This window comes from Actinomadura napierensis (assembly GCF_039529375.1).
Classification (GTDB): Bacteria; Actinomycetota; Actinomycetes; order Streptosporangiales; family Streptosporangiaceae; genus Spirillospora; species Spirillospora napierensis.
Map to the genome: position 1 here is coordinate 13,476 of NZ_BAAAMR010000083.1, position 21,827 is coordinate 35,302.

General features: G+C 72.6%; 20 protein-coding genes. 8 read left to right on the top strand and 12 right to left on the bottom strand.

The genetic code is table 11. The features are described from left to right. Positions 1-107 precede the first annotated feature (107 nt). Positions 108-1,169 (top strand): DUF6745 domain-containing protein, encoded by a 1,062-nt coding sequence (locus ABD296_RS35170; protein WP_344277492.1) that lies wholly within the window; start codon positions 108-110, stop codon positions 1,167-1,169. Between the two features lie 11 nt (positions 1,170-1,180). Further along, positions 1,181-1,648: a hypothetical protein gene (locus ABD296_RS35175; RefSeq protein ID WP_344277495.1), complete on the top strand. Its 468-nt coding sequence runs from the start codon at positions 1,181-1,183 to the stop codon at positions 1,646-1,648. Positions 1,649-1,669: 21 nt separating this feature from the next. Here the strand turns inward: ABD296_RS35175 and ABD296_RS35180 are convergent, their stop codons facing one another. The 3 genes from ABD296_RS35180 to ABD296_RS35190 form a co-directional block, all read right to left on the bottom strand. Next, a complete protein-coding gene (locus tag ABD296_RS35180; RefSeq protein ID WP_344277498.1) occupies positions 1,670-3,451 on the bottom strand; it encodes a flavin-containing monooxygenase in 1,782 nt (593 codons plus the stop codon). 133 nt (positions 3,452-3,584) lie between these two features. Then, positions 3,585-4,634 (bottom strand): glucose 1-dehydrogenase, encoded by a 1,050-nt coding sequence (locus ABD296_RS35185; RefSeq protein WP_344277501.1) that lies wholly within the window; start codon positions 4,632-4,634, stop codon positions 3,585-3,587. A gap of 66 nt (positions 4,635-4,700) precedes the next feature. Continuing rightward, entirely contained in the window at positions 4,701-6,503 is a 1,803-nt protein-coding gene (locus ABD296_RS35190) for a glycoside hydrolase family 15 protein (protein WP_407061549.1), read from the bottom strand. A 170-nt stretch (positions 6,504-6,673) separates the two neighbouring features. Between ABD296_RS35190 and ABD296_RS35195 the strand changes: the two genes are divergently transcribed. Continuing rightward, on the top strand, positions 6,674-7,063 hold the full coding sequence (locus ABD296_RS35195; RefSeq protein WP_344277505.1) for a DUF2267 domain-containing protein: 390 nt from the start codon (positions 6,674-6,676) through the stop codon (positions 7,061-7,063). 24 nt (positions 7,064-7,087) lie between these two features. On the opposite strand, the gene ABD296_RS35200 is transcribed toward ABD296_RS35195, so the two are convergent. Next, on the bottom strand, positions 7,088-7,897 hold the full coding sequence (locus tag ABD296_RS35200; RefSeq protein ID WP_344277508.1) for a class I SAM-dependent methyltransferase: 810 nt from the start codon (positions 7,895-7,897) through the stop codon (positions 7,088-7,090). A gap of 147 nt (positions 7,898-8,044) precedes the next feature. On the opposite strand from ABD296_RS35200, the gene ABD296_RS35205 reads away from it, so the two are divergent. After that, entirely contained in the window at positions 8,045-9,109 is a 1,065-nt protein-coding gene (locus ABD296_RS35205) for a S1C family serine protease (protein WP_344277511.1), read from the top strand. On the opposite strand, the gene ABD296_RS35210 is transcribed toward ABD296_RS35205, so the two are convergent. From ABD296_RS35210 to ABD296_RS35220, 3 genes are all read right to left on the bottom strand, one after another. After that, the gene (locus ABD296_RS35210; protein WP_344277514.1) at positions 9,110-10,054 is read right to left on the bottom strand and encodes a helix-turn-helix domain-containing protein; all 945 of its coding nucleotides are present in this window, start codon (positions 10,052-10,054) and stop codon (positions 9,110-9,112) included. Positions 10,055-10,154: 100 nt separating this feature from the next. Next, positions 10,155-10,688 carry a 2,4'-dihydroxyacetophenone dioxygenase family protein gene (locus ABD296_RS35215; protein ID WP_344277517.1) on the bottom strand — a complete coding sequence of 178 codons (534 nt, stop codon included), beginning with the start codon at positions 10,686-10,688 and terminating at the stop codon, positions 10,155-10,157. 127 nt (positions 10,689-10,815) lie between these two features. Next, positions 10,816-11,373 (bottom strand): potassium channel family protein, encoded by a 558-nt coding sequence (locus ABD296_RS35220; RefSeq protein WP_344277518.1) that lies wholly within the window; start codon positions 11,371-11,373, stop codon positions 10,816-10,818. A gap of 71 nt (positions 11,374-11,444) precedes the next feature. Between ABD296_RS35220 and ABD296_RS35225 the strand changes: the two genes are divergently transcribed. Together ABD296_RS35225 and ABD296_RS35230 are read left to right on the top strand one after the other, a co-directional pair. Next, positions 11,445-12,557, top strand: coding sequence for a glycosyltransferase (locus tag ABD296_RS35225; protein ID WP_344277520.1), 1,113 nt, complete (start codon positions 11,445-11,447; stop codon positions 12,555-12,557). A gap of 101 nt (positions 12,558-12,658) precedes the next feature. Next, on the top strand, positions 12,659-12,943 hold the full coding sequence (locus tag ABD296_RS35230) for a hypothetical protein (protein WP_344277522.1): 285 nt from the start codon (positions 12,659-12,661) through the stop codon (positions 12,941-12,943). Between the two features lie 60 nt (positions 12,944-13,003). Here the strand turns inward: ABD296_RS35230 and ABD296_RS35235 are convergent, their stop codons facing one another. From ABD296_RS35235 to ABD296_RS35250, 4 genes are all read right to left on the bottom strand, one after another. Then, complete coding sequence (locus ABD296_RS35235; RefSeq protein WP_344277525.1) at positions 13,004-13,414, bottom strand: VOC family protein; 411 nt, start codon at positions 13,412-13,414, stop codon at positions 13,004-13,006. A gap of 10 nt (positions 13,415-13,424) precedes the next feature. Further along, a complete protein-coding gene (locus ABD296_RS35240) occupies positions 13,425-13,871 on the bottom strand; it encodes a helix-turn-helix transcriptional regulator (protein WP_344277528.1) in 447 nt (148 codons plus the stop codon). 188 nt (positions 13,872-14,059) lie between these two features. Further along, positions 14,060-16,438: an excinuclease ABC subunit UvrA gene (locus tag ABD296_RS35245; protein ID WP_344277530.1), complete on the bottom strand. Its 2,379-nt coding sequence runs from the start codon at positions 16,436-16,438 to the stop codon at positions 14,060-14,062. 106 nt (positions 16,439-16,544) lie between these two features. Then, positions 16,545-16,895, bottom strand: a complete 351-nt coding sequence (locus tag ABD296_RS35250; RefSeq protein WP_344277532.1) for a VOC family protein — start codon at positions 16,893-16,895, stop codon at positions 16,545-16,547. A gap of 204 nt (positions 16,896-17,099) precedes the next feature. Between ABD296_RS35250 and ABD296_RS35255 the strand changes: the two genes are divergently transcribed. Next, positions 17,100-18,497: a glycoside hydrolase gene (locus tag ABD296_RS35255; RefSeq protein WP_344277535.1), complete on the top strand. Its 1,398-nt coding sequence runs from the start codon at positions 17,100-17,102 to the stop codon at positions 18,495-18,497. A 91-nt stretch (positions 18,498-18,588) separates the two neighbouring features. After that, positions 18,589-18,948, top strand: a complete 360-nt coding sequence (locus tag ABD296_RS35260) for a VOC family protein (RefSeq protein ID WP_344277538.1) — start codon at positions 18,589-18,591, stop codon at positions 18,946-18,948. Between the two features lie 8 nt (positions 18,949-18,956). Here the strand turns inward: ABD296_RS35260 and ABD296_RS35265 are convergent, their stop codons facing one another. Further along, positions 18,957-21,803, bottom strand: coding sequence for a helix-turn-helix transcriptional regulator (locus ABD296_RS35265; RefSeq protein WP_344277541.1), 2,847 nt, complete (start codon positions 21,801-21,803; stop codon positions 18,957-18,959). Positions 21,804-21,827 lie beyond the last annotated feature (24 nt).

A 21,827-nucleotide genomic window follows, 5' to 3' on the forward strand; every position in this document is an offset into this window, starting at 1 on the left:
GAACGCGGACTGAGGTAACCCTCTGGACATGCCGTGTGGGGGTCTGTCAGCATGCGGGGCATGATCGATGAGAGGGGCGCTGCCGCCCGCATCCGATGAGCGGAGCCGTGCAGCGGGAAGCTGCCGCCGTCCGCGAGGAATGGCTGGGCCGGGCACTGTCCGTGCGGCCCGCCGACCGTCCGGCCGCCGAAGCGGCCATCTCCGGCCTCTACCGGCTGGCCGGGCTCGATCCACCCCGATTCCACTGGGTCCCGTCGCCGCTCGCGGCCTTCGAGACCGTCCCGCCCGGCATGCGCCTGCGCGCGCACGGTGCCGGCGTCCTGGAGGGGCCCGCGGTGCGCGCGCTCGGCGCCTCCCTGGCCCGGCTGCGCCTCGATCTCGATGAGGAGATCAGGGGGCACTGCTCCGGTCTGGCGGGCCTGTTCCGGCAGCAGGTGCAGTTCTCGCTGGCCACCTCGGTGCGAGGCACGCTCGGCCTGGCCGCGCGTTCGGCGCACGACCCGGAGCGCGCGGCGGGCACCTGGTACGACCGGTTGTGCGTCTCCCGGATCGCCTACTTCGACGTCGTGCGCCGGGTCGCGGGTGTGCCGTTCGCGCCCGAGCGGGTCCGGCACCTCGACCTGTGGGCCGCGGCGCTGTCGTCGGCCGGCTGGTGGTGGCCGCACGAGGACGTGTGCGTGGTGTCCGAGCGGCCCGCCGTCGTCCGCACCGAGGTGTGCGGGGACGACGGCGAGGTGCGCCCGCACGCCCCGGACGGCCCGGCGATCCGCTACCGCGACGGCTGGGACGTGCACGCCTGGCACGGCAGGCCGGTGCCGTCCTGGGTGATCGACGACCCCGCCCCGGACCGCATCGAACGCGAGACGAACGTCGAGATCCGGCGGTGCGCGATCGAGCACCTCGGCTGGCCGGCCTACATCGAGGGCGCCGGGCTGCGGCTCGTCTCCACCGCCCCCGACCCCGGCAATCCCGGCTCCGAGCTGCGGCTCTACGACCTGCGGCCGGAGACGCGCGTGCTGCTGGCCGTCAACGGGTCGGTCGAGCGCGACGGGCACCGCCGCCGGTACGGGCTGACCGTGCCGGGCGCGATCCGCGATCCGGTCGCCGCGGCGGCCTGGACGTACGGCCTGTCCGCCGAGCAGTACTCCCTCCTCGCCCGCCGAACCTGAAGGTGATGACCATGACGCAGACACTCCAGTCCCTTTCCCAGCAGACCGGCGTGACCGTGCTCGACCATCTGGAGCGGTCGATGCGCATCCCGGTCGTCGACGGGCTCCAGGCCCAGGGCGACCTGATGGTCGTACCGCTGCACCTCGTCGCGCAGTCCGTGACCGTTCCTCCCGAACGGCCCGGCTTCACGCACCCGAACGCGCGCTGGCGGGACGTCCCGCCCGAGGGCGTCGAGCTGCTGCGCGCCGAGGCCGGCGGCAACACCCACACGCTGGTCGCCGAGCCCGGCACCTGCCGCTGGACGATCAACGTGCTGGACGACACCCGCCTCGCGATCGGCGTGTTCGAGGCCTCCGAGGTGGTCTACCTGCTGCATCCCGAGCACGGCGCGTCGGGCTGTGCGCCGGGGACCTACGTCGTCCGGCGGCAGCGCGAGCACGACCGGCGCCGCGGCGGCATCCGGTTCGTCGCCGACTGAGCCGACTGAGCCGACTGGGGCTCAGCGGAACTCCAGGCCCTCGAACGTCCCGGACGAGCGCCACCGCTCCAGGTAGGAGAAGTAGGCGGTGGCGCCCGCCGGGTAGCCGACGTTCAGCAGCGACCACGGTGACGGCGCCTGGCCTTCGTTGTTGTAGTACCCGGGCGTGCAGTCGGGGAGGAACCGCATCGTCGGCGCGGCGTGGCCGAGGACGTCGAGCCAGGCGTCCTCGGCCTCCCGCGTCACCTCGACCTCGGTGAACCCGTGGTCGAGGGCGTGCCGGATCACCGCCGCGATGGTCGCGCCGGCCTCGGTGAGGTTGTGCGGGATGTTGGAGATGAGGTTCGCGCCCTGCGCGGGCTGCGCGACGAACGCGTTCGGGAACCCGTGGACGTGGGTGCCGTGCAGGGTGCGCATCCCCTGCGACCAGTACCGCGACAGCTTCAGCCCGTCGCGGCCGGTCATGTCGTAGCCGGTGCGGCGGGTGTACTCGGTGCCGACCTCGAACCCGGACGCGTAGATCACGCAGTCGACCGCGTACTCGCGTCCGCCGGCGACGACGCCGGACGGGGTGATGCGGTCGACGCCCCTGCCGTCGGTGTCGACCAGATGGGTGCCGGGGACGTTGAACGCCTGCAGGTACTCGTCGTGGAAGCACGGCCGCTTGCACAGCTGCCGGTACCAGGCCTTGAGCCCGCCCGCGGTCTGCGGGTCGTGGACGATCGCGTCGACGCGGGCGCGGATCTCCTCCATCTTCTCATGGTCGGAGTCCTCGTAGACCTCCATCATCTTCTCGATCGTCGCCTCGCCCGGCCCGAGCGCCGCGTACCGGGCGCGGATGCGGCGGCTGAGGTCGGTCCAGCCGTCCATGACGAGGTCGATCTCGGCGGTGCCGCCGGCCTGGTTGGAGGTGAAGTTCTCCAGCCAGCGCCGCTGCCAGCCCGGCGTCGCGATCTCCGCGAACCACTCCGGGTCGATCGGGTGGTTGTTCCGCACGTCCACCGATGAAGGCGTCCGCTGGAAGACGTACAGCTCCTTGCAGGCCCGCGCGAGATGCGGGACGCACTGGACGGCCGTCGCGCCGGTCCCGATGATCGCGACGCGCTGGTCCGCCAGCCTGTCCATGGGCGCGCCGGACGCGTCGCCGCCCGTGTAGGCGTAGTCCCAGCGGCTCGTGTGGAAGGAGTGCCCTTCGAACGCGTCGATGCCGTCGATGCCGGGCAGCTTCGGCACGTGCAGCGGGCCGGTGCCCATCGCGACGAACTGCGCGGTGAACGCGTCGCCCCGGTTCGTCCGGACGATCCACCGCGACCGCGGCGCGTCCCATTCCAGGTCCTCGACCTCGGTGTGAAAGAGCGCGTTGTCGTACAGGCCGTACTGCTTGCCGATGCGGCGGCAGTGCTCCAGGATCTCCGGGCCGTGCGCGTACTTCTCGGTCGGCATGTGCCCGGTCTCTTCGAGCAGCGGCATGTAGACCATCGACGCCGTGTCGCACTGGGCGCCGGGGTAGCGGTTCCAGTACCAGGTGCCGCCGAAGTCGCCGCCCTTCTCGACGATCCGGACGTCGTCGACGCCGGCCTCCTTCAGCCGGGCGCCGGTGACGAGCCCGGCGAAGCCGCCGCCGATGAACGCGACCGTGACGTGGTCGGTGCGCGGGCCGCGCGGCGCGACGGGCGTGTGCGGATCGGTGAGGTAGCGGGCGAACCGGCCGGTCAGCCGCTTGTACTGGGCGTTGCCGTCGGGGCGGAGGCGCTTGTCGCGTTCGGTGCGGTACCTGCGGCGGAGGGCTTCCTTGTCGATCATGCGTGCTCCGGGGGGGCGGGCCGGCGGGCGGCGCGCGTCCGCCCTCGTCCCGACCAGAATGACATTCAGGTGCGTCCCCTGGCGACACTCGTGAACGACCGGCCCCGGACGCCCGCCCCGCCCCGGAGCGGGGTCAGTCCAGCGTGATGACGACCTTCACGTCGTCCTTGTCCGGCGTGAACGCGTCCTGGAACCCCTCCAGCGGGACGCGCCGCGACACCAGGCGGCCGAGCCAGTCCAGGTCGGCCTTGGCCAGGGCGTCCGCCGCCGCCGCGTAGTGGGTCAGGTTGGCGTTCACCGACCCGACGATCGCGTCGTTCTCCAGCACGATCTCCCGGTTGATGCTCCCGGCGTCCACGGTCAGCTTCCGGCCCGTCGGCGACACCCCGGTCAGGCAGACGATGCCGTAGGCGCCGGTCGAGGCCATCGCGCCGAACACCAGCTGCCCGACGCCGGTCGCCTCGATGACGATGTCCGGCTTGGCGTGCGCGACGGCGGCGTCCATCCCCTCGCTGTGGTAGGTCGCGCCCAGTCTCTTGACCAGGTCGGGCTTGGGCCCGTCCACGACCTGGTCGAGGACGTGGACGTCGAGCCCGCGCTGGACGCCGAGCAGCGCGGCCAGCAGCCCGATCGGCCCGGCGCCGGTGACCAGCGCGGACTTCGGCTGGTACCAGGCCCGGGAGCCGACCTTCTCGACCTGCTCCCACGCCTTCGCGACCACCGTCGTCGGCTCCATCAGCATGCCGACGTCGGCGAGCCGCGGGTCCAGCTTCACCGCGTAGTCCGCCTTGACCGTCCACGCCTGGCTCGCGTAGCCGTCGATCTCCTTGATGCCGCGCTCGGTGTACCGCCCGTTGCGGCACATGTCGAACTGCCCGTGCGCGCAGGCCCCGCAGGGCACCGGGTCGGGCCGCCGGACCACGCCGACCACCAGGTCGCCCTCCGCGAACCCGCCGCCGGACGGCGCCCGCCGCACCCGGCCGAGCGACTCGTGCCCGATGACCAGCCGGTCATGACCGGGCGGCGCCCAGCCGTACTCGCCGGACGCGATCTCCCGGTCGGTGCCGCAGACCCCGACGGCCAGCCCGTCCACCAGCAGTTCCCCGTCGCCGGGCTCGGGATCGGGGACGTCCCGGACGGCCAGCGAGTCCTTCTGCCCCGGAACGACGGTCAAGGCGCGCATGTGCGGTTCTCCTTCGGCTCTGCCTCGTATCGGTTCGGTCGTCGGTTCTCCATCGGCCCGCCGGACTCAGCCCGCCGCACCGGCGGCCCGCGACGTCTGCGCCGCCGCGGCCGTGCCGCTCAGATGCCGGGCGGTGTTGACGAGCCCGACGTGCGAGTACGCCTGCGGGGTGTTGCCGACGTGCCGGCCCGTCGCGGTGTCGTACTCCTCGCTGAGCAGCCCGAGGTCGTTGCGCAGGCCCAGCAGCCGCTCGAACACCTCGGTCGCCTGCTCGCGCCGGCCGATGCCGGCCAGCGCGTCCGCGAACCAGAACGTGCAGGCCAGGAACGCGCCCTCCGACCCCGGCAGGCCGTCGACGCCGCCGTCGGCCTGCGTGTCGTAGCGCAGCACGAACCCGTCCCGGAACAGCTCGCGCTCCACCGCGTCCACGGTGCCCACCACGCGCGGGTCGCCCCACGGCAGGAAGCCGGTCTGCGGGATCAGCAGCAGCGCCGCGTCCACCCCGCGCGACCCGTAGAACTGGGTGAACGTGCCCCGGCCGCCGTCGTAGCCGTTCTCGCACACGTCCGCGTGGATCCGGTCGCGCAGCTCCCGCCACCGGTCCGCCGGGCCGTCCAGCCCGTGCTTCTCGACGCCCCGGACGGCCGCGTCGACGCCCGCCCACGCCAGCACCTTGGAATGCACGAAGTGGCGGCGCTCGCCCCGCACCTCCCACAGGCTGTTGTCCGGGTCGTCCCAGTGGCCCTCAAGGAAGTCGAGCAGCGCCTTCTGCACGTCCCAGGCGTTCTGGACCGTCCCGATGCCGGCCTCCCGCCCGAGATGCAGGCCGTGCAGGACCTCGCCCCAGGTGTCCAGCTGGAACTGGCCGGACGCGGCGTTGCCGACCCGCACCGGCGACGACCCCTCGTACCCGCCGAGCCAGTCGAGGGTGTACTCGGGGAGCCGGCGCGTCCCGTCGATGCCGTACATGATCTGCAGGTCGGCGGGGTCGCCGGCGACGGCGCGCAGCAGCCAGTCCCGCCAGTCCCGCGCCTCGTCGACGAACCCGGTGCCGAGCAGCGCCTGGAGGGTGAACGTCGCGTCGCGCAGCCAGCAGAACCGGTAGTCCCAGTTGCGCGGCCCGCCGAGCTGCTCGGGCAGCGACGTGGTCGCGGCGGCGACGATCCCGCCGGTCGGCTTGTAGGTCAGCCCCTTCAGCGTGATCAGCGAGCGCCGGACGGCGTCCTCCCACCGCCCGTCGTAGCGGAAGCGGCCCGTCCACTCCGCCCAGAACGCCTTGGTGTCGCGGAGCGCCTGCTCCGGGTCGACGTGGCGGGGGCGCGGCTCGTGCGACGGCTTGTAGGTCAGGACGAACGGGACCCGGTCCCCTTCCGCCACCGTGAACTCGGCGAATGTCGACATGTCGCGGCCCTCCAGCGGGACGGGCGTCTTCAGCCACGCCGCGTCCGGGCCCGCGACCGCCTCGAACTGGCCGTCCAGGTGGCGCACCCACGGCACGATCCGGCCGTAGTCGAACCGCAGCCGCAGCGTCGTGCGCATCGGCACCCGCCCACTGACGCCCTCCACGACGCGGACCACGTCCGCCGCCTCGCCGCGCGGCGGCATCGCGTCGATCAGCCGGACGGTGCCGTCCGGCGTCTCCCACTCGGTCTCCAGGATCAGCGTGTCCCCGCGGTAGCGGCGCCGCGTGCACATCCCGCCGGACGCCGGCGCGATCCGCCAGAACCCGGCCGCGTCGTCGCCGAGCAGGGCGGCGAAGCAGGCCGGCGAGTCGAACCGCGGCAGGCACAGCCAGTCGATCGAGCCGTCCTTGCCCACGAGGGCCGCCGTCTGGAGATCGCCCAGCATGCCGTAGTCCTCGATGCGCAGCGCCAACGTTCACCTCCGTGCTCGGTCTCCCGTCCCTACTGCACTACCCGTGGGCCCGGATCCATGTCAGGAGGCGGGTGATCCACCACGTCACGCCCCGCATGGAGGCCGCGTTCACGGGCACCCCGGCAGAGAGGACCGGACGCATGCGACCGGAGAGGGGACAGACCATGAAGTACGGGCAGTTCATCGCGACGGTCCGCGACAACGGGGACTACAGCGGCCGCGAGGAGGCCGAGCGCGTCACGGAGGCGGTGCTGGCCGTCCTGCGGGACCGGCTCACCGAGGAGGGCGCCGACCACCTGGCGGCGCAGCTCCCCGAACCGCTGGACGAGCTGATGCGCGACCGCCACGGCCAGGCCGAGTCGTACGGCTCGGCGGAGTTCTGCCGCCGCGTCGCTGGCATGACGGGCGCCACCGAGCGCACCGCCGAATGGGACGCCGACGCCGTCCTGAGCACGGTCGCGGGGACCGTCTCCGGCGGGGAGCTGAACCACCTGCTGAGCCAGCTGCCGTCCGGCTACGCGCCGTTCTTCGGCAAGAACGACCTCAGCGACTGAACGGGGATCAGGGGGAATCGGGGCTCAGGGGGAAAGGACGGCGACCGCCTCCAGATAGGCGGACGGGACCTCGACGGTGCCACCGGGCGCGGTGGCGGCGGCCTCGATGTGCCGGGTGAGGTCGGCGGTCAGCGCGTCCCGCCCGGCGGCGTCGAGGACGTCGAACGCGACCTTCAGCGGGCCGAAGTGCGCCCGGAAAAAGCCGATCATGTCGGCGGGGGAGCGGAACCGGAACCGCCATTCCCGCTCGGTGCACTCCAGCGCGGACGCGTGCGGCCCGAGCAGCCGCTCCAGGTGCTTCGCGGTGCCCCACAGCGTGGGCGCCGCGTCCCCGGACGCCCCGGCGGTGTACCGGTCGACGAGGCGGAGCAGCTCGCCGAGGTAGCCGCCCGGCGACCAGCTCGCCAGCGCGATGCGCCCGCCCGGCCGGACCACCCGGAGCAGCTCGGCGGCCGCCTTCTCCTGGTCCGGGACGTACTGGACGCCGAACGTCGACACCGCGACGTCGAACGCGCCGTCCGGGGCTGGCAGCTCCAGCGCGTCGCCGGCCGTGAACCGCACGTCGAGGCCTTCGGCGGCGGCACGGGCCCGCGCGTGCTCCAGCAGGGCCGGGACGTAGTCGACGCCGGTCACGTCGGCGAACCGGCGGGCGGCGGCCAGCGCGGTGTTCCCGGTCCCGGTGGCGACGTCGAGGACGCGCTCGCCGGGCCGGATCCCGGCCGTCTCGCAGAGCAGCTCGCTCACCAGCAGCCAGCGGTTGCCGACGCGGGCGTAGTCGCCGCTCGCCCAGGTGCCGCCGGCGCCGGTGTCGACCCCGCCGATGTCGTCGCGCATGGACCCGTCTCCCCTCGAAGGCGATCTTGATCGTCCGGCATCGCGGCCGGAAGGGCAAGGGGCGCCGAAACGCGATCACGTCGTGGCAGGTCGGGGGTGCCTTCGCGGTGGAAAAGGGAAGGACCGGGTCGGGGGAGGGGAGTTCTGGTGGACCGAAATGTCAGGCTTGTCGCGGGGGTCCTCGCGGGGACGGCGCTGCTGGTGGCGGGCTGCGGCGGCGGAGGCGGGGAGCACAGGGCGAGGACGGCCGCCGCCGCGCCGTCGCCGTCGCCGACCGCGGGCGGGGCGCAGCTCCAGCAGCAGTACGAGCAGGTCGTCGCGGCCGTGCTGCCCTCGGTCGTGAAGATCGAGACCGACCAGGGCGAGGGGTCCGGCGTCGTCTACGACACCAAGGGCGACATCGTCACGAACGCGCACGTCGTCGCGGGGGCGAAACAGATCCGGGTGACGGCGTCCAGCGGCGGAAGCCCGCTGAAGGCGAGCCTCGTCGGCTCGTTCGTGGCCGACGACCTCGCGGTGGTGAAGGCGAGCGGCGGGAACCTGCGCCCCGCCTCGTTCGGCGACTCCACCCAGGCCAAGGTCGGGCAGATCGTGCTCGCGATGGGCAACCCGCTCGGCCTGGCGGGAAGCGTGACGAACGGGATCGTCTCCGCGCTGAACCGGACGGTGTCCACCAAACAGGAGGGCGCGTTCCCCGGCGCGACGATCGGCGACGCGATCCAGACCAGCGCGCCGATCAACCCCGGCAACAGCGGCGGCGCGCTCGTCACGCTGGACGGCCGGGTCATCGGCATCCCGACCGCCGCCGCGTCCGACCCGCAGATCGGCGGGGCCGCCGCCGGCATCGGGTTCGCGGCGCCGAGCGACACCGTCAGGAAGATCGCCCCGCAGCTGATCCAGAACGGGAAGGTGTCGCAGTCCGGGCGGGCCGCGCTCGGCGCCACCGTCCGGACGATCGTCGACCCGAACAGCGGCGAGCAGTCCGCGGTCGCGGTCGTGGAGGTGACCAAGGGCGCCGGCGCCGACAAGGCCGGGATCAAGGCCGGCGACCTGATCCTCGCGGTCAACGGCACCGCGACGCCCGACCAGACCGCGCTGGCCGCCGTCCTCGCGGGCCTGAAGCCGGGTGCCACCGTGAAGGTCCAGATCGAGGAGCCGAGCGGGTCGAAGAAGGACGTCCAGGTCAAGCTCGGCGAGCTGCCCGGCGGCTGATCACGCGCGGGCGTCGGTCGGCGTGACGCCGAACCGGGCGCGGAAATGCCGGGCGAAGTGCGCCTGGCTGGAGAAGCCCCAACGGTGGGCGACGTCCGCGATGGTCGTCCGGGCCGTCCCGCCGCCGGTGAGCTCCTCGTGCGCGCGCTGGAGGCGGCGCTCCAGGATGTGCCGGGACGGGGTGGTGCCCGCGGTCTCGAAGATCCGGCCGAGGTGCCGGACGGACACGCCCACCACCCGGGCGACCTCGTCCGGCGCGAGCGACGCGTCGTGCAGGTGCCGCTCGATGTAGTCCTCGGCGATGATCAGCCGGCTCCGGTGCCCGGCGGGCGCGGGCCGCCCGCCGGACCGCTCGTCCGCCAGCAGCCGCAGCACGCCGAGGACCGCGCCGCGCGCCCCCTGCGGATCGGCGGCAGCCGGGCTCTCCAGCAGCGACCGCAGCCCCACGACCAGTTCGCCCTCGCGCGCCGTCCCGCGCCCGAACAGCATCGGCGCGGGCACCCCGTCCGCCATGCACTCCCGGACGAACAGCTCGCGCGGCACGTCCACCAGGAACTGCCGCATCGACGAGGAGAACCCGAACAGGTAGGGCCGCCGCGTGTCGTAGACGACCAGGTCGCCGGCCGTGGCGGCGAGGCAGCCGTGCTCGTGCAGGAAGACCGCCTCGCCCTTCACCAGCAGCGAGGCGAACACCGAGTCCTTGGGCGCCGACCGCGCGACCTGCGGCGTCCGCTCGATCGCGTGCGCGTTCCCGCTGATGTCGGCCAGCCGGACGTCCCCGAGCCGGTAGTTGGCCTGCCGCGCGACCAGCCCGCGCTCGGAGTAGGACGTGCAGGACAGCCCGACCAGCGCCCGCCGGTTGTAGTCCTCCCAGAACCCGATGCGCTCGCGCGGATCGACGTCCTCCGTGGTCCCTGCGGAGATCATGAGGGCGGCGGCCGGCATGGGTGCTCCCGATCGCGAGGGGTCTCTCCTGAGAGGGAGCCTACGTCGGGTCCGGCGCGGAGTGGTGCGGAGCGGCGTCGCCCGGCGTCGCCCGGTGTCGTCAGCGGAACAGGGAATCGACGTAGTCGGCGCCCAGGCCGACCTCCTCGTAATGCGTGCGGCACATGCCGATGTAGTCGTGGACGTCGAAGTACCCCTCCGGGTCGCCGTTCTCGTCCAGCCAGACCAGCGGCCCCTTGACGATGAACAGCGTCTTCATCGGTTCGCCGGACTCGTAGGCGACCAGCGTGTGGCCCTCGCCGGGCGACTCGTAGACGAAGTCCCCGGCGGTCGCCGTCCACGGCCGCTCCAGGTACCCCCACTTGCCGGAGATCGTGTAGGCGAACACCTCGTGCGGGTGGTAGTGCCGGTTGACCAGCCCGGCCCGCTTGGCCCGCAGGACGTCCGACCAGGTGTTGTCCTTGACGTTGATCCACAGCGGCCGCGACCCCACCGTCTCGGTGAACGGCACGTAGTACCGGTCGTCGTCGGTGGCGACCTTCGGCAGGTACACCTCCGGCAGCGCGTCGGGCTTCAGGGAGTTCTCGATCGGCCTGAGGTCCTTCCAGAACTCAGAACCGGCTGCTTCCGGCATCGGAACGGCTCCTCCCGCTCGCGGTCCTCGCTCGTGCCGCGAGTGAACCCCGCAGGGGCCGTCCTCGTCTTTCCCGTGCCGGACGCCACCGTTTGCCAATTCCGGACATTTCCCTCCGACGCGGCGGTCACCGGCCGCGCTCGCGCCGCTCCAGGCCCTGCTCGCGCCGCTCCAGATCGCGCTCGCGCCGCTCCAGGCCCTGCCGCACCGCCTCCAGCAGCACCTTCACCGCCACGCCGAGCAGCACCAGGTCGGCGAGCATCTGCACCATCGTCAGGATCCGCGCGGCCCGCGTCGCCGGCACGATGTCCCCGAACCCCACCGAGGCGAACACCGTGACGGCGAAGTACAACGCGTCCACCCTGGTCAGCGGCTCGCTGAACGATCCCGGCGAGCCGTTGTCCATCAGCCGGTACGCCGCCGCGAACAGCACCAGGAACAGCACGACGGACGTCGCGAGCGCCTCCACCGCCCGTATCCGGGGCGACGGCGACCGCACGATCGCCCGCGCCTGCCACCAGACGAGCGCGCCCAGCGCGACCAGCGCCCCGAACAGCGCCGCCACCGTCCCCGGGCCGAACCGGCGGTCCAGCGGCGCGACGGAGTACAGCACCAGCACGCAGGCCGACGTCACCAGCGTGCGCACGACCGTCGTCACCAGCGGCCGGCGCGACCGAGTGTCCACAGCCTGTTGATCCCCGCATCACTCCCGGTAATGCTGGACGTCCGCCATCAGCGGATGCGAGGCTGCCGCACGTGCTGATCTTGGACGTCCTGGCACCGGCCTCCCTCGCCGCCTGGCTCTACCTGGCGGCCGCGCACGGCGGCTTCTGGCGCACCGGCCCGTGCCTCCCGGACGGCCCGGACCCGCCCGCATGGCCGCACGTCGCCGCCGTCATCCCCGCCCGCGACGAGGCCGGCGTCCTGCCGGGTACGCTCCCGACCGTCCTCGCCCAGGACTACCCCGGCCGCTTCGACGTCGTCGTCGTGGACGACGCCAGCACCGACGGCACCGCCGAGACCGCCGCCGGGCTCGGCGCGTCCCAGGTCGTGGCGGCCCGCGACCGGCCCGCCGGCTGGGCGGGCAAGGTGTGGGCGATGTCCGAGGGCGTCCGGGCGGCCGGCAAGCCCGACTTCTACCTGTTCACCGACGCCGACATCGCCTACGCCCCCGGCGCGCTCACCCGGCTCGTCCGCGACGCCCACGACCGCGATCTCGTCTCCCGGATGGCCACCCTCAACACCACCACCGCCTGGGAACGCCGTATCGTCCCCGCGTTCGTCTACTTCTTCGCGCAGCTCTACCCGTTCCGCCGCGTCTGCCGGGGGCGCCGAACCGCGGCGGCGGCCGGCGGCTGCATGCTCGTCCGCCGCGAGACGCTGCTGCGCGCGGGCGGACTGGACGCGATCCACGACGCCCTCATCGACGACGTCGCCCTCGGCCGCCTCCTCAAGCGCGCCGGCGCCCGCTGCCGCCTCGACCTCGACCGCGGCGTCGTCAGCCGCCGCCCCTACCCGCACCTCCGCGACCTGTGGGCCATGATCGCCCGCAGCGCCTACCACCAGCTCCGCTACTCGCCGCCGCTGCTGGCCGCCACCGTGCTGGGGCTCCTGCTGGTCTATGCAGTCCCGCCCGTCGCGGCGCTGGCCGGCCTGGTCGCCCTCGACCCCGTCCCGGCCGCCGCCGGCCTCCTCGCCTGGGCCCTGATGACGGTCACCTACGTCCCCATGCTGCGCTTCTACCGCCTTTCCCCGATGCGGGCGCCGGCGCTTCCTCTGACGGCCCTCATGTACGCCGCGATGACCGTCGATTCCGCCCGCCTGCACTGGAAGGGGAAAGGCGGCGCATGGAAGGGCCGCGTCAGGTGAGGAGCCGCGTGATGCCGATGCGCCGACCTTGCCAGTAATCACTGGAAAGTTGTGCGTGCGGTGACAAGAAATCCCGCCGGCCGGCGGACAGGATCGGTCCCATGAAGAAGATCACCGCAGCCGGGGCCGCCCTGGCGCTCGCCGGAACCCTTGCCCTCGGCGCCGCCCCCGCGCAGGCGGCCCCGAAGCCGAAGCAGGCCCCGCCGGCGGACGTCCTGAAGCGGCTCCCCGCCCCCGTCCAGAAGGCGGTCGGGGAGACCTTCGGCACCCTCGGCTGGGACGAGAAGGGCCCCTACATCGTCTGGGGCTCCATGTCGTGCCACCTGCACTTCCTGGACCCGAACGAATGGTCGTGGGCCTGGGACACCGGCCCCTGCTGGTTCTGACCGGCTGGTTCTGACCGGCTGGTTCTGACCGGCTGGCCCTGACCGGCGGGCCCAGGGCGCTCAGGGCAGCTGCTGGATCCGGATCAGGTTGCCCGCCGGGTCGCGGATGGCGCAGTCGCGGACCCCGTACGGCTGGTCGGCCGGCTCCTGCACGACCTCCGCGTCCCCGGCCTGCAGCCGCTTGAACGTCCCGTCGAGGTCGCGCGTCGCCAGCTGGACGAGGGCATAGGTGCCCTTGGCCATCATCTCGGTGATGGTGCGGCGCTCGTCGTCGGTGATGCCGGGGTCGGCGCCCGGCGGGTACAGGACGATCGACGTGGCCGACTGGTCGGCGGGACCGACCGTGATCCAGCGCATCCCGCCGTACCCGACGTCCAGGCGGACCTCGAAGCCGAGCACGTCGCGGTAGAAGGCGAGCGACTCCTCCGGATCGGTGTGCGGGAGGAACGTCGAGTGAACGGTGATGTCCATGCTGGTCAGGCTAACCCGGCGGCTCGCCGTCCGGCGGCCTCCGGGTGCGGACCGGCCGGGTCACCTGCTTGGCCACGCACGCCGGCATCCCGGCCGTCGCGCGCGCCCCCTCGCGCCGGTAGACGCTCGGCGGCACCCCGACCAGTTCGGTGAAGCGCGTGCTGAAGGTGCCCAGCGACGAGCAGCCGACCGCGAAGCAGACCTCGGTGACGCTGAGGCCGCCGCGGCGTAGCAGCGTCATCGCGCGCTCGATGCGCCGCGTCATCAGGTAGCTGTACGGCGATTCGCCGTAGGCCTGCCGGAACGCGCGGCTGAGGTGCCCGGCCGACATGTTCACGCCGCGGGCGAGCGCCTCGACGTCCAGCGGCTGCGCGTAGTCCCGGTCGATCCGGTCGCGGACGCGGCGCAACCGCGCGAGATCGCGAAGGCGCTGCTCGGCGGCCGGTTTCGAGGTCACAACCGGATCGTACGACGTGCCTGCGACAGCGCGGCGCCCCCGGCGCCCCGCCAGCCGCCCGCGCGCCCGCTGGCGCGGGACCTCGAACGCCATCCGCCCGAAATGCACCGTCTTCACCACCGTTCGAGGCCGCCGCCGAGCCGGAACCGACGGCAGAACGCGTCTCACGACGTCGGCGAAGGCCACGTTCAGGCGCCGATATATTCCGCGAGGTGCTCGCCGGTGAGTGTGGAGCGGGCGGCCACCAGGTCGGCAGGCGTGCCCTCGAAGACGACGCGACCGCCGTCGTGGCCGGCGCCGGGACCGAGGTCGATGATCCAGTCGGCGTGCGCCATGACCGCCTGGTGATGCTCGACGACGATGACCGACTTGCCGGCGTCGACGAGCCGGTCGAGCAGGCCGAGCAGCTGCTCGACGTCGGCGAGGTGCAGGCCCGCGGTCGGCTCGTCCAGCACGTAGACGCCGCCCTTGTCGCCCATGCGGGTGGCCAGCTTGAGCCGCTGCCGCTCGCCGCCGGACAGCGTGGTGAGCGGCTGCCCGAGGCTGAGGTAGCCGAGCCCGACGTCGGCGAGCCGGCCGAGGATCTTGTGCGCGGCCGGCGTGCGCGCCTCCCCGGCGCCGAAGAACTCCTCGGCCTCCGTCACCGGCATCGCGAGCACCTCGCTGATGTCCCGGCCGCCGAAGCGGTACTCCAGCACCGACGCGTCGAACCGCTTGCCGTCGCACTCCTCGCAGGTGACGGGGACGCCGGCCATCATCGCCAGGTCGGTGAACACGACGCCGGCGCCGTTGCAGCCGGGGCAGGCGCCCTCGGAGTTGGCGCTGAACAGCGCCGGCTTCACCCCGTTGGCCTTCGCGAACGCCTTGCGGATCGGGTCCAGCAGGCCGGTGTAGGTCGCCGGGTTGCTGCGCCGCGAGCCGCGGATCGCGCCCTGGTCGATCGACACCACGCCCGCGCCGGCCGGGATCGACCCGTGCACCAGCGAGCTCTTGCCGGATCCGGCGACGCCCGTCACGACGACGAGCACCCCGAGCGGCACGTCCACGTCGACGTCCCGCAGGTTGTGCGTGCTCGCCCCGCGGATCTCCAGCGTGCCGGCCGGCTTGCGCACCGCGTCCTTGAGCGCCGCCCGGTCGTCGAGATGGCGGCCGGTGATGGTGCCGGCGCCCCGCAGCCCCTCGACGGTGCCCTCGAAGCAGACCGAGCCGCCCGCCGTGCCGGCGCCCGGCCCGAGGTCGACGACGTGGTCGGCGATCGCGATCGTCTCCGGCTTGTGCTCCACGACGAGCACCGTGTTGCCCTTGTCCCGCAGCCGCAGCAGCAGGTCGTTCATCCGCTGGATGTCGTGCGGGTGCAGCCCGATCGTCGGCTCGTCGAAGACGTAGGTGACGTCGGTCAGCGACGAGCCGAGGTGCCGGATCATCTTGACGCGCTGCGCCTCGCCGCCCGACAGCGTGCCCGACGGCCGGTCCAGCGACAGGTAGCCGAGCCCGATCTCCACCAGCGACCCGAGCGTCCGTCGCAGCGCGGTGAGCAGCGGCGCCACCGACGGCTCGTCCAGGCCGCGGACCCACGCGTCCAGGTCGCTGATCTGCATCGCGCAGGCGTCGGCGATCGAGATCCCCTCGATCTTCGAGGAGCGCGCCGCCTCGGTGAGCCGGGTGCCGTCGCAGTCGGGGCAGACGGTGGTCGTCGTCGCCCGCTCCACGAACGCCCGGACGTGCGGCTGCAGCCCGTCGGCGTCCTTGGACAGCATCGACTTCTGGATCTTCGGGATCAGGCCCTCGTAGGTCAGGTTGATCCCGTCGACCTTGATCTTGGTCGGCCCCTTGTGGAGCAGGTCGTCCAGTTCCCTCTTGGTGTACTTGCGGATCGGCTTGTCCGGGTCGAAGAAGCCGCAGCCGCGGAAGATCCGGCCGTACCAGCCGTCCATGCTGTAGCCGGGGATCGTGAGCGCGCCCTCGTTCAGCGACTTGGAGTCGTCGTACAGCTCGGCGAGGTCGATGTCGGAGACCGATCCCCGGCCCTCGCAGCGCGGGCACATGCCGCCGGTGATGCTGAACGCGCGCCGCTCCTTCACCGTCCTGCCGCCGCGCTCCACCGTGACCGCGCCCGCCCCGCTGATCGAGCCGACGTTGAACGAGAAGGCCTTCGGCGAGCCGATGTGCGGCCGGCCGAGCCGGCTGTACAGGATCCGCAGCATCGCGTTGGCGTCGGTGGCGGTGCCGACCGTGGAGCGCGGGTCGGCGCCCATCCGCTGCTGGTCGACGATGATCGCGGTGGTCAGCCCGTCGAGCACGTCCACCTCGGGCCGCGCCTGCGCCGGCATGAACCCCTGCACGAACGCGCTGTACGTCTCGTTGATCATCCGCTGCGACTCCGCGGCGATCGTGTTGAACACCAGCGAGGTCTTCCCCGACCCGGACACCCCGGTGAACACCGTCAGCCGGCGCTTCGGGATCTCGATGCTGACGTCCTTGAGGTTGTTCTCGCGGGCGCCGTGCACGCGGATCAGGTCGTGCGTGTCGGCGACGTGCGGCGCGTCCGTCCTGGTGGTCATGCTCATCCCGTCTCGGTCGGTGGGCGGTCCCCGTCCGGCGTCCCCCGGCTCGGACCGACAGTATGTCCGGTTCGCCGGAGCCCCGGCCGTGCTCCGGCCGGGGCGCGGCGGGTCACCGGTCCTGGACCAGCCCGAGGACGTTGCCGTCGGGGTCGGTGAACGTGGCGACCAGGCGCCCGCCGCCGACGTCGTGGGCGGCCTCCTGCACCTTCGCGCCCGCGGCCGTCACCTCGGCCAGCTTCGCCTCGATGTCCGCCACGTGCCAGTAGGCCACCGGCGAGGTCATGCCCTGGGGCCCGCCGCTCGGCACCAGCCCGATGTGCTGCCCCTCGGCCTCGAAACCGACGTAGTAGGACGAGTCGGCCTCCGGCTGGACGCCGAGCAGCGCCGCGTACACCGGCTTCGCGGCCTCCAGGTCGGACACCGGGTGCAGCACGGTCTTGATCCCCTGCGTGGAAGTCATGATCACTCCTGAGTTCGCCTTCCGGGCGCGGAGCCCGGCCATGCCGACGACGCTATGCGCGGCCCGGTAAGCGGCGCTTCTTGATTCCTGACCGGTCTGGTCACCTGTGGTGCGCGGAACGATCGAGCAAAGTTCTGGAAAGCGCCGGATAGCGCCTCCCCGTCCGAACACATCCCGGATGGACGGACGAGCGGGGGCGTGGACATGTCCGACGAACGGGTCATCGATCCGCAGGGCGCGTACACCTGGGACGGCTGGGGCACCTGCCTGTCCTGGTGGGCGAACACCGAGCTGGGCACCCGCGACGACCTGGCCGCCGCCCTGTTCGGCCTGGACACGGTCGAGGTCGGAACCGCCGGACTTCCCGGCCTGGGCCTGAACATCGTGCGCTACAACCTGGGCGCCTGCACCTGGGCGCCCGGATCCGCGATGGTCGAGTCGCCCGCCATCGTCCGCCGCAAGCAGATCGAGACGTTCAGCGACGGTGCCGCATGGAACTGGTCCGCCGACATCCACCAACGGACCATGCTGACGAAGGCGCGCGACGCGGGCGCCGACATCTTCGAGATGTTCTCGGTGTCGCCACCGTGGTGGATGACGGTCAACGGGAATCCCTCCGGCGCCGAGCAGGGCACCCAGGACAACCTGGAATTCCAGTACCAGGAGGAATTCGCGCGCTTCATCGCCGCGGTCGCCAGGCGGGCCCGCGACGCATGGGGAATCCGGTTCGCGTCCGTCGAGCCGTTCAACGAGCCGTCACTGAACGCCTGGCACGCGCGTCAGAACCAGGAGGGCTGCCATTTCACCCTCGGCGCGCAGGAGGCGGTCATCGAGTACCTGCGCCGCGCGCTGGACGAGCACGGCCTCGGCGACGTGCTGATCGCCGCGTCCGACGAATGCCATTACACCGACGCGGCGGACACCTGGCAGAAGCTCACCGAAAGCACCAGACGGCTCATCGACCGCGTCAACGTGCACGCCTACGAACGCGACGAGGACTGCCGCAGCCGCACCAGACTCCGCAAAACCGTCGGCGAGACACCGGTATGGCAATCGGAGTATTCCGAAGGCGAGCCCGACGGAATGGCGATGGCACTGAGCATCGGCCGCGACCTCCGCCATCTCCGGCCCCGCGCATGGGTCTGCTGGCAGCCGGTGGAAGCCCTCGACTGGGGCCTGCTGGACGGCGTGTACGACGACCAGACCCCCAACCCGGCCGGCGGAGCCAAAGGCACGCTCAAAGGCCGGGTCGGCGGCGTCAACACCAAGTACCACGTCCTCGCCCACTACACCCGCCACATCAGGCCGACGTCCCGAATCCTCGACTCCGGCCACACGAACACCGTCGCCGCCCACGACGCAAAGACCCACCGCCTGACCCTGGTAACCGCCAACAACGGCCCCCAACAAACCATCACCTACGACCTGAGAAACCTGACCGAGAGCACGACCGCGGCCCACACGTGGGTCACCGACACCGACACCTCGGGCACCCGCCGATACACCCGCGAACCCGACACCCAAGTCCACGCCGGAATGCTCACGGTCACCCACGCCCGGAACACGATCACAACCCTGGAACTCAACGACATCCAACCCTGACCAGCGACACCGAGCGCATATAGACGCGACCTCGCGTGTGAGAGAGTGATTCATGCCCTTGAGCGCGTATGAACTCAGGACTTCGATCGCCGTGTCCGACATACAACAGGCGGTCGCGTTCTACGAAGGCAAACTGGGCCTGGAGGCGCTGTGGTCCGGCCCCAGTGCCCACGTCGTCGGCGGCAGCCGCATCTACGGTTCCGGTGGCGGCCCGGCGCTGAACGTGTACCAGTCGGACACCGCCGGAAAGAGCCCGGCGACACTGGCGACGTGGTACGTCGACGACATCGACCAGATCGTTGACGAGCTGACCTCGTCCGGCGTCGAGTTCGTCCGCTACGACCAGTACGAACCCGACGCCAAAGGGATCTCCGAGCGGGCCGGCGGTGGACGGATCGCCTGGTTCCAGGACCCGGACGGCAACACCTTCGCCATCGAAGCCGACATCTGACCGGGCGGTCACTTCTCGTCGAAGAGGTGCGTCCGGTGGGCCCATGCGGCGGCTTCCAGGCGGGTCGACACCGTGAGCTTGGCCAGGATGTTCGAGACGTGGACGCCGGCGGTCTTGGCGGAGATGAACAGGTGCTCGCCGATCTGGCGGTTGCTCAGGCCGGCCGTCAGGAGCTCCAGTACTTCGAGTTCACGGTTGGTGAGCCCGGCGGGAGCCGCCTGCCGGCCGGGTGCGTCCACGAGCATGCGGGACCGCTTGGCCAGCCTCTCGATCTCGGTGCGGAGCGGATCCGCCCCTAGGCCGGTCGCGATCGACGCGGCTTCAGCCAGGAGGAGGGCCGCCTGTTCTCTGTCCTGGACGGACAGCGCGGCGCGGGCGGCGCGCAGCAGCGTCTCGGCCAGCGCGTAGGGCTGCTCTAGATCGCGCCATGCCGCGATCGCCCGGGGCCACCCGTCGATGCCTGCCTGCTCCGTCTCCGCCTCGAACGTCACCTTGTAGGCCTGCTGAAGCCTGCCGGTGGCCGTGAGCTTCCTGCTCCAGGCGACCAGCCGCTCGATCAGGCCCTCGGCCTGCCGGTGATCGTTCAGGCTCTGTGCGGCGGTGAGCAGCAGGGGCCAGCCGTAGCGGGGGCTGACCAGCAGATCGTGATCACTGAGGACGTGGCCGATGACCGCGGCCACGGCACCGGCGTCCTGCTTGACCTGGGCCAATCGGCAGTCCAGCAGGTCGGGTTCCAGGCACGACTCCTCGCCGCGGTTGTTGCCGCGCAGGGCGGCCCTGGCCTGCTCGGCCGCCCTCTCCGCCTGGCCGATGTCCCCGCGTCGGACGTCGACGGTCGCCTGGATGATCCGCAGGTACGCCTGGTAGAGCGGCGGCGGCGCCAGGCCCAGCGCGTCCCGGTTGACCTCGCTCGCCGCAGGCCAGTCACCGAGCGAGAGCAGCGATTCGGAGAGGTTCGGTGCCAACAGGGTGCCGCGGGTGCGGGCCAGCCCCAGGCTGTCGGCCAGGGCCATGCCCTGCCGCGCGACCTGCGCCGCCCGGGCATGCTCGCCGGCGGCCTCCAGGGCGTCCGACTCGGTGATCGCCACGAGCAGCCGGGTGTCGTCCGCGCCGGCGTCGCGGGCGGCCGCGCCGGCCTGCGCGAAGAGGTCTTTTGCCGTCGGCAGGTCGGCGTTCGCGGCGGCCAGCGCGGCGAGCGTGACGAGCGCCTTCGCCTGGACGACGCGGTCGCGCGTCCGGCGTCCGATCTCCAGCGCCTCCTCGGCGGACGCCCGGGCTGCCGCGAGCCGGCGGTGGTTGCGCTGCGAGGTCGCCAGCTCGGCCAGCACCCGTCCGCGCACCGCCGAGGCCGGGGCGGCCGGCAGCGACCGGGCCGCTTCCAGCAGATCGGGCAGCGGGTCCTGGCCGTCGCGGTCGCGCATCGCCGCCCGCGTCACGAGCAGCGCGGCGGCCCGCTCCGCGTCCGGCGACTCGCCGAGCGCGGCGGTCGCCACGGCGATCCCGTCGTCCAGCTCACCGGCGTTCAGGCAGGCCTCGGCGGTCATCTCCATGACCGTGAGCCGGTCGGCGCCGATCCGGTCCGGCAGGTCCGGCAGCCGGTCCCAGAGCCGGAGGACGCGATCGAGCATGCGGTGGCGCTCCGCGTGCGCGTACGCCCGGCGCGCCGATTCGGCGGCCTGCCAGGCGGCCTCGGCGGCGCGGGCGTCCGCGCCCGCCGCGTACCAGTGCACGGCGATCTCGACGGGTGCGCGGTCGGCCGGGACCAGCCGCCGGTCGGCGCTGATCGCCTCGGCGCAGCGCCGGTGCAGCCGCACGCGTTCACCGGGCAGCAGCTCCTCGTGGACGGCCTCGCGGATCAGATCGCGGCGGAAGGCGTACCCGCCGTCGACCACCTCCAGGAGCCGGCGGCGGACGAGAGGCCGGAGCGCGTCCTCGAACTCCAGATCGTCCATCTCGACGAGCGCGGCCAGCAGGCCGTGCGCCACCGGGCTGGCGGCGACCGCGGCGGCGTGCACGATCCGCCGGCTGGGCTCGGGCAGTCGCTCGACGTCGGTCAGCAGCAGATCGCGCAACGACAGGGCGGGCGCGTCGCCGGCGGCCACCAGCGCTTCGACGAAGAGCGGGTTCCCCTCGCTGCGCCGGAAGATCCGCTCCACCCGCGACTCCCCGGGGTCGTGCCCGAGCAGCGCGGTGACCTGCTGCGCCACCGCGTCCCGGTCCAGCCCGGTCAGCGCGATCCGGCGCACGTTCTCGCCGCGGGCGACCAGCGGACGCAGCGGATGCGTCGCGACGATCTCGTCCGGCCGGTACGTCCCGACCAGGAGCAGGCCCGGCCCGCTGAGGTTCTGCGCCAGAAAGGACAGCAGTTCGCCGGTGGACCGGTCGGCCCAGTGCAGGTCCTCCAGCGCCACGACCAGCGGACGGTCGGCCGCGCCGCCTTCCAACAGCAGCAGGACCTCTTCGAAGAGCCGGGCGCGGCCGAGGTCCCGGTCCGGGTCGCCGTCGTCCTCGCCCAGCTCCGGTAACAGCCGGGCCAGCCCGCGCCGTCCGCCACCGGGAAGCAGGCCCGCGGCCGCCGGGACGCCCATCGCCCGCACCAACCGGCGGAGGGCCGTGACGAAGGCCCCGAACGGCGGCCCGTCGGTGCCGAGATCGGTGCACCCGCCCGCCACCGTCCGCGCGGACGCGCCGAGCCCGGACGCGAACTCCCGGACCAGCCTGGTCTTGCCCATGCCGGCCTCACCGTCGACGAGCACCACCGTCGCCTCCCGCGCGGCATCACCGTGCGCGGCGAGCAGCGCAGCGCGTTCCCGTTCCCGGCCCACCAGAACCGGGCTCACCGAACGGCTCGCCATCGCCACAGAGTAGCCCGCGCCCCG

What these genes read in the sequence shown, in the direction of transcription:
- ABD296_RS35195 (WP_344277505.1), top strand. Translation starts at nt 6,674, where the DNA reads ATGAAGTACGGGCAGTTCATCGCGACGGTCCGCGACAACGGGGACTAC.
- ABD296_RS35180 (WP_344277498.1), bottom strand. Translation starts at nt 3,451, where the DNA reads ATGATCGACAAGGAAGCCCTCCGCCGCAGGTACCGCACCGAACGCGAC.
- ABD296_RS35185 (WP_344277501.1), bottom strand. Translation starts at nt 4,634, where the DNA reads ATGCGCGCCTTGACCGTCGTTCCGGGGCAGAAGGACTCGCTGGCCGTC.
- ABD296_RS35235 (WP_344277525.1), bottom strand. Translation starts at nt 13,414, where the DNA reads ATGGACATCACCGTTCACTCGACGTTCCTCCCGCACACCGATCCGGAG.
- ABD296_RS35245 (WP_344277530.1), bottom strand. Translation starts at nt 16,438, where the DNA reads ATGAGCATGACCACCAGGACGGACGCGCCGCACGTCGCCGACACGCAC.
- ABD296_RS35230 (WP_344277522.1), top strand. Translation starts at nt 12,659, where the DNA reads ATGAAGAAGATCACCGCAGCCGGGGCCGCCCTGGCGCTCGCCGGAACC.
- ABD296_RS35175 (WP_344277495.1), top strand. Translation starts at nt 1,181, where the DNA reads ATGACGCAGACACTCCAGTCCCTTTCCCAGCAGACCGGCGTGACCGTG.
- ABD296_RS35210 (WP_344277514.1), bottom strand. Translation starts at nt 10,054, where the DNA reads ATGCCGGCCGCCGCCCTCATGATCTCCGCAGGGACCACGGAGGACGTC.
- ABD296_RS35250 (WP_344277532.1), bottom strand. Translation starts at nt 16,895, where the DNA reads ATGACTTCCACGCAGGGGATCAAGACCGTGCTGCACCCGGTGTCCGAC.
- ABD296_RS35200 (WP_344277508.1), bottom strand. Translation starts at nt 7,897, where the DNA reads ATGCGCGACGACATCGGCGGGGTCGACACCGGCGCCGGCGGCACCTGG.
- ABD296_RS35265 (WP_344277541.1), bottom strand. Translation starts at nt 21,803, where the DNA reads ATGGCGAGCCGTTCGGTGAGCCCGGTTCTGGTGGGCCGGGAACGGGAA.
- ABD296_RS35215 (WP_344277517.1), bottom strand. Translation starts at nt 10,688, where the DNA reads ATGCCGGAAGCAGCCGGTTCTGAGTTCTGGAAGGACCTCAGGCCGATC.
- ABD296_RS35255 (WP_344277535.1), top strand. Translation starts at nt 17,100, where the DNA reads ATGTCCGACGAACGGGTCATCGATCCGCAGGGCGCGTACACCTGGGAC.